We start from the raw sequence: 6,303 nt of genomic DNA, 5'->3' as shown, positions 1-6,303 counted from the left end.
GTTATATTTATTATCTAAGCCTGTAGCTTTAGGATTAATTACTTCTTTATCAGTAGGTTTTAAATAATATACTGAAGATAATTCTCCTGCTTTTAATACTAAGGTATTATTATTAGCTTTTGCATTGAAAGTATAAGCAGAAACTAAAAAAGGTATATAGCTAGTTTGATGTAATGTGGTATTAGATAAATTAGTACTATGAAAGCCATTAACTACAAAAATATCTTCTTTAATACTTGGAGTGAGTATGTCTTGTTGTGATTCTTTTAAATTTAACCTAAAATAATCCTTATTTTTAGGATTATCATAAATCAAAGTAGTATCCGAAATATTTTTATTAGTAGAAAATTGTCCATAATAATTCACACCGTTGATAAATTTATAGGTATCAAGATTATAATCATATACATCATTATTATTAAATTTATGCTCTTTAATAACATAAGCATTAGAAGCTTTATCATAATTTGCCTGGGTGGCTGCTTGTAGGGAGCTTAAAGAGATGATAGTGATAAAATAGAGTTTTAATAAAGTGCTACTACCCCCCCCCATAAAACATTTTTTAGATAAATTTTTATTCATTAAAAAACCCTTTCGTAAAATTGATATAAAAAATGGATATAGCTGTTTTATGTATATTTTGATAATGAGTATAATATTAATATTTTATTCATAAAATTATTCTTAATAATAATTTTATGAATAAAAATTATCTAAATTATAAATTTTTATTTTATAATTTTTATATTTAATATTGGAAAAATTATTCTATATAATTAAAAACTAATTCTTTGGAGCATTTTTTACACTTATAAGCTATATTTAAATATTTTATTTTAATATGCACTCCATAATCAAGTTTATGAATCATATCCTTACAAGCGCAAATATACTCAAATTTATCACTGCTCTCTTGCACCTGTTTTTGATTTAAATCTTTTTTATCTAAATTTTTTTTAAATTTACTAATTCTCATGTCATGTTCTACTATATGTTCTAAAAGCCATACTGAAACTATCTTATATAGCTTTTCTTTAAGATCATTTGTACTAGAACATTCACTAAGCAATACACTCATGTCTTTGATAATTTTCTTATGCATTGCTTTGTGTTCTGATAAATACGGATAATTTATAGAATACATATAATCTTCTTCATCTTTAAAATGGGTTCGCATATAATCAAAAAAGTCACCCAATAATTCCTTGACTTCTGCTTTATAAATATGTCTATTTAAAAGATTAGCGGTTTTTTCTGCTAAAGCAAAAAGAGTTTGATGTTGCAAATCAATATCTGCATTTTCAATGCTGAATTTTTCATTCCATATTGGAAATGCTTCCATAAGACATCCTAAGCAATGCGAATATTTTTTTTACAAACTTTGCAGTTATATTTTACACCATTAAGAATTTGTAAATGAACACGATGAGGGATTTTATGCTTTTCATTTGCACAACCACAAATATAAACAACATATTTTGGTGTTTCTTCAACAAAATGCTCTACAGTTAAATTTTCATCCTTACCAAAATCTACCTCATCGGTTTTTTGTTGTTTTTGTTTTTCATATCTATGATATTTCATATCTTCTTTTAATATATGTTCTACAAGCCATTTTTCTGTAATTACATTAAGTTTTTCTTTGAAATCATTTACAGTTTTAATGTTTTTCACTAAAGAGATTAATGAAGTTGTAATTTCTTGATGGATTTTTCTATGTTGCTCTAATCCAGGATAAGCAATATTTTGCATATGAGCTTCCTCATCTTTAAAATGAGTTTTAATATACTCAAAAAGCTCAATCAAAACACTCTTGATTTCACCAATACTCGCATGATTTTCTGCTATAAGATAAGCCTTTTTGGCTATATCAAATAAAACTTTATGCTGCTCATCAATGGTTTTATTATGCACGCTATATTCTTTCGACCATTTAATCATAAAAGCCCTTTTTTTAATAAAAAAATACAACCAAAAAATAAACATAAATAAGTATAAAAAAATAACCAAATTATATAATAAATTATAAATGTTTGCAATAGTAGAAAAATTAATTTGTAATATATTTATAATTATAAATATAATTTTTAAGCTAATATTTTTAACTTTTATATTGAAAATATTTTATTTAAAAGCTATGAAAGTTTCAAAATTTACCCATTTAAAAACACTTTCTACTTTAGAAAATCCTGCTTTTTTAAGCATGGCTATGTTTTCATTTTGAGTATAAGGTATGAGGATATTTTCTAAGGCTTCTCGTTTGCTTGAAATTTCTAGCTTGCTATAACCTTGCTCTAGTTTATATTGCTCATAAATTTGTATCATTTTTTTAGCTATTTTTACATCTTCATATAGAATTTTTTCACTAAACACAAACATACCATTTTCATTTAGGTTTTGATAGATTTTATCAACTAACTCTTGTCTTTTAGGTGGGCGGATAAACTGTAAAGTATAAGTAGCTATAAAAACATCATTTTTAAAAAACTCAAAATCATCTAAATTTTTTTGATGAAATTCCACCCTAGCTCCAAAGGCTTGGCATTTACTTTTAGCAATCTCTAGCATAGCATTAGCCTCATCAACCCCACTTAAAAGGAAATCTTTTCTTTTTTCATAAAGTGCAAGCAATAAACTAGCCGTAGAACAACCAAGATCACAAATTCTTGCATTTTGCGGTGTAAAATGATCTATGAGTTCGACTATGAGTTTTAAATTTTGCGTATAAAAAGGCACGGACCTTGACACCATATCATCAAAAACGCTTGCTACACTTTTATCAAATTCAAATTGTTTTTCTAAGGGTTTTTTAAAAATTTCATCTTTCATTTAATTTTCCTAAAATTTCTTTTGCTTTGTTAATATCTTTACCAATTTGTGTTTTTAATAAGGCTAAATCATTGAATTTCTCATTAGCTCTTATATAGTCAATAAAGCTTAACTCCACTGATTTTGTATTTGTGTTTGTGAAATTTTCATCTAAAATATGCGTTTCTAAAGCAAAATTTTCATCAGTAGATCTTATACCTATAAAACTTACACTATGATAACTTTTATTTTCAATCTTTACCAAAGTCGCATATACACCATCTTTAGGTAAAAAGAAGTCTTTGACGCATAAATTTAAAGTTGCAAAAAGCTCTTTAGCACCTATGCCTTGCCCTTTGATGATATTTGTCTGTATAGTATAAAACCTACCTAGGAAATTTTTAGCTTCTTTAACTTTTGCTTCTTTAAGTAAGGTTTTAATCATACTTGTATGAACGCTTTTGTTTTGAATTTTAAACTCATCTACAATAATAGTGTTTATACCACAAAGGCTTTGTATGTCTTTGGCACTGCATTTTCTTTCTTTACCAAATTTAAAATCATAACCTACGATGATTTTTTCTAGTTTGGGAAATTCTTGCTTTAAAAGCTTTAAAAAATCCTCTCCTTTGTAATCTTTGATTTTTTCAAAATCACAAAAAATCAAAGGAAAATCAACTAAAGTTATTCTAAAATCCTTAGGCGTTAGAGCTTCTTTTTCCTCTTTAGTGATGATAAACAAGGCTCCGTTTTCATCTAAATGCTTAAAAAGCTCATAATGCCCCAAATGCATACCATCAAAACGCCCTATGGCTAAGCTAGTGATCTTAGTTTTTTCTATAGGCGTAGAAAAACTCAACATTGCCTTCTTTTCCTTTTAAGTGCGACTCTTGACTTACTTGTAAAATCCAACCAAGCTTTGCACAGGCTTTTTCAAAGCTTTCTTTAGCAGTTTTAATAGCCTTTATATCTTTTACTACTCCGTTTTTATCACGCTTAGCATTTTTACCTACTTCAAATTGAGGCTTAAAAAGCAAGATGATAAGATCTTTAGCAAGCTTATCTATATGAAAAATCAAATGTGTTAAAGATATAAAACTCACATCACAAGTGATAACATCATATAAAATTTCACTTTTAAACTCACGCAAATCAGTGTTTTCACAAATTTGGATATTTTCTAAATTTCTTAAGCTCTCATGAAGTTGATTAGAACCTACATCCAAAGCTGTGATATGTTCAGCCTTGCTTTGATGTAAAATTTGCACAAAACCTCCAGTTGATGAGCCTATATCTAAACAAATTTTATCTTTTATAGTAAATGCATGATCTTGTAGAAAATGCTTGAGTTTAAAAGCAGCCCTACTTACAAAAAGCTCTTCTAAAAGCGTTAGCTTTAAACTCTCATCTTCTAAAGGATTTAAAGATGTGATTTTAAAAGAGGTTTTTTTAAATTCATCATTGAGTAAAATTTGCTTGTTTTCTATAAGCTCGCAAGCTTTATTACGAGAAATGTTTAACTTTGCACTTACAAAGACATCAAACCTCATCATCACCGCCTAAAAGAGCATTAAACTCAGCCTCATTGATGCACTTGACTCCTAAACTTTGAGCCTTTTCAAGCTTTGAGCCTGCTTCACTTCCGTATAATACAAAGTCCGTTTTTTTAGACACACTTGAGCTTACCTTTGCTCCAAAGCTTTCGATTAATTCCTTAAAATGATCGCGTGATTTGCTTAAAGTTCCTGTGATAACAAAGGTTTTATTAGAAATATTTTCATTTATAATAAGCTCTTTTTTCTCATCCTCTAAATGCAAAATTTCATAAAAATGTTTAATGCGGTTTGCGTTAACATGGGTAAATTCTTCTAAGCTTTTAGCCATTTGCTCGCCAAAGCCTTCTAAATTTGCATAAGCTTCATAGCTTTGCATAAACCATTCAAAGCCAAAAGATTGTGCTAGCTTTTTAGCTGCTACTTCTCCGATATGCTCTATACCCAAAGCAGTGATAAACCTTGATAAGGGGCATTTTTTTGCATTTTCAATAGCGCTTAGAAGATTGTTGATTTTTTTCTCTTTAAAGCCTTCCAATCCTTCAAAATCACTATATTTTAAGAAAAATATACTTTCTATGTTAGTGATTTTTCCTTCTTTAAATAAAAGCTCGACGATATTTTCTCCAAGGCCATCTATATTTAAACACTTTTTGGATACAAAATGTATAATGGAATTTACAAGTCTTGCTTTACAGTCTAGGTTTTGGCATTTTAAAAAAGTGCCCTCATCTAAAAGCTCACTTAAACACTCAGGACAAAGAGTTGGTTTAGTAATCTTACTTTCTAAACCATCACGCCTTTGAGTAAAAACTTTAGTGATTTTAGGTATGACATCTCCACTTCTTATCACGCTTACGCTATCGCCTATCATCACTCCAAGTCTAGCTATCTCATCAAAGTTATGCAAGGTTGCAGACTTTACTATAACCCCATCTAAATTTACAGGTTCTAGTACTGCCACAGGGGTAATCACTCCGCTTCTTCCAACTTGTAAATTAACCCCAAGCAAGGTTGTGGTTTTTTCCAAAGCAGGAAATTTAAACGCGGCCATAAATTTTGGAAATTTCACTGTATAACCCAAAAGCTTGCAATGAGCTAAATCATCTACCCTTACAACCATACCATCCATCATCATAGGTTTTTGATCTCTTTTTTCTAAAAGCTCATGGTATTTTTCTAAAACCTCATCTAAAGTTTTTACACAAAAAACAAAATTATCTTTTAAAAAACCAAGACTTCTTACAAATTCCATCACTTCAGAGTGTTTCTTAAAATCTAAAGAATTCTCCCCCACTCCCCAAGGATAAAATTTTAAATTTCTTTCTTTTGTAATGCTTGTGTCAAGCTGTCTTAAAGAGCCACTTGCTGCATTACGTGGGTTTGCAAATAAACTTAAGCCATCTTTGGCTCTTTTTTCATTGATTTTTTCAAAATCTTCTTTTAAAATCACCACCTCACCACGAATTTCTATCTTGTCTTTATAAGGTATACTTTGAGGTATGTTTGATATCTCTTTAACATTTAAAGTAATATCCTCACCTATTTCGCCATCGCCTCTTGTAGCACCGCTAATTAAAATACCATTTTCATAAGTAAGATTTAAACTTGCTCCATCAAATTTAGGCTCTATGAAAAAATCAAACTCACATTTAGCTCTTTTTGCCCAAGCTCTAAGCTCAGCTTCATCAAAAACATCTTCCATAGACCACATTTTTGCACTATGTGCAAGTTTATGAAACTCACTTTGTATAGTTGGGGCGATATTTTGCGTAGGAGAATCTTTAGAAATCTTTTCTTGATGAAGCGTTTCAAATGCTTTTAACTCTCTTATAAGTTTATCGTATTCTTCATCACTTGCTAAAGGCTCGTCATCTTCATAATAAGCCCTCATCCATTCTTTTGCTAATTTTACCTTTTCTAAATACTCTTGATAAGTCAT

The 6,303-nt window shown here is 29.2% G+C and carries 6 protein-coding genes and 1 pseudogene; all 7 read right to left on the bottom strand.

Translation table 11 applies throughout. The annotated features are described in order from the left end of the window. A pseudogene (locus L8X30_RS03560) lies at positions 1-582 on the bottom strand (hypothetical protein); the annotation flags it as partial. A gap of 181 nt (positions 583-763) precedes the next feature. After that, on the bottom strand, positions 764-1,342 hold the full coding sequence (locus L8X30_RS03555; protein WP_263679041.1) for a bacteriohemerythrin: 579 nt from the start codon (positions 1,340-1,342) through the stop codon (positions 764-766). An 8-nt stretch (positions 1,343-1,350) separates the two neighbouring features. Continuing rightward, positions 1,351-1,941 (bottom strand): bacteriohemerythrin, encoded by a 591-nt coding sequence (locus tag L8X30_RS03550; protein ID WP_263679040.1) that lies wholly within the window; start codon positions 1,939-1,941, stop codon positions 1,351-1,353. Between the two features lie 183 nt (positions 1,942-2,124). Continuing rightward, positions 2,125-2,829 carry a carboxy-S-adenosyl-L-methionine synthase CmoA gene (gene cmoA / locus L8X30_RS03545; protein WP_263679039.1) on the bottom strand — a complete coding sequence of 235 codons (705 nt, stop codon included), beginning with the start codon at positions 2,827-2,829 and terminating at the stop codon, positions 2,125-2,127. Beyond that, a complete protein-coding gene (locus L8X30_RS03540) occupies positions 2,819-3,670 on the bottom strand; it encodes a bifunctional riboflavin kinase/FAD synthetase (RefSeq protein ID WP_263679038.1) in 852 nt (283 codons plus the stop codon). The genes cmoA and L8X30_RS03540 overlap by 11 nt, the downstream gene beginning before the upstream one ends. After that, positions 3,636-4,358, bottom strand: a complete 723-nt coding sequence (locus L8X30_RS03535) for a TlyA family RNA methyltransferase (RefSeq protein WP_263679046.1) — start codon at positions 4,356-4,358, stop codon at positions 3,636-3,638. Before L8X30_RS03535 ends, L8X30_RS03540 begins: the two co-directional genes overlap by 35 nt. Further along, positions 4,348-6,303: an NAD-dependent DNA ligase LigA gene (gene ligA / locus L8X30_RS03530; RefSeq protein WP_263679045.1), complete on the bottom strand. Its 1,956-nt coding sequence runs from the start codon at positions 6,301-6,303 to the stop codon at positions 4,348-4,350. Before ligA ends, L8X30_RS03535 begins: the two co-directional genes overlap by 11 nt.

Origin of the sequence: Campylobacter sp. CNRCH_2015_0338h, from assembly GCF_025772785.1 — a bacterium.
Lineage (GTDB): Bacteria > Campylobacterota > Campylobacteria > Campylobacterales > Campylobacteraceae > Campylobacter_D.
This window is presented reverse-complemented; position numbering and strand designations above follow the sequence as displayed.

What these genes read in the sequence shown, in the direction of transcription:
- L8X30_RS03555 (WP_263679041.1), bottom strand. Translation starts at nt 1,342, where the DNA reads ATGGAAGCATTTCCAATATGGAATGAAAAATTCAGCATTGAAAATGCA.
- L8X30_RS03550 (WP_263679040.1), bottom strand. Translation starts at nt 1,941, where the DNA reads ATGATTAAATGGTCGAAAGAATATAGCGTGCATAATAAAACCATTGAT.
- cmoA (WP_263679039.1), bottom strand. Translation starts at nt 2,829, where the DNA reads ATGAAAGATGAAATTTTTAAAAAACCCTTAGAAAAACAATTTGAATTT.
- L8X30_RS03540 (WP_263679038.1), bottom strand. Translation starts at nt 3,670, where the DNA reads ATGTTGAGTTTTTCTACGCCTATAGAAAAAACTAAGATCACTAGCTTA.
- L8X30_RS03535 (WP_263679046.1), bottom strand. Translation starts at nt 4,358, where the DNA reads ATGAGGTTTGATGTCTTTGTAAGTGCAAAGTTAAACATTTCTCGTAAT.
- ligA (WP_263679045.1), bottom strand. Translation starts at nt 6,303, where the DNA reads ATGACTTATCAAGAGTATTTAGAAAAGGTAAAATTAGCAAAAGAATGG.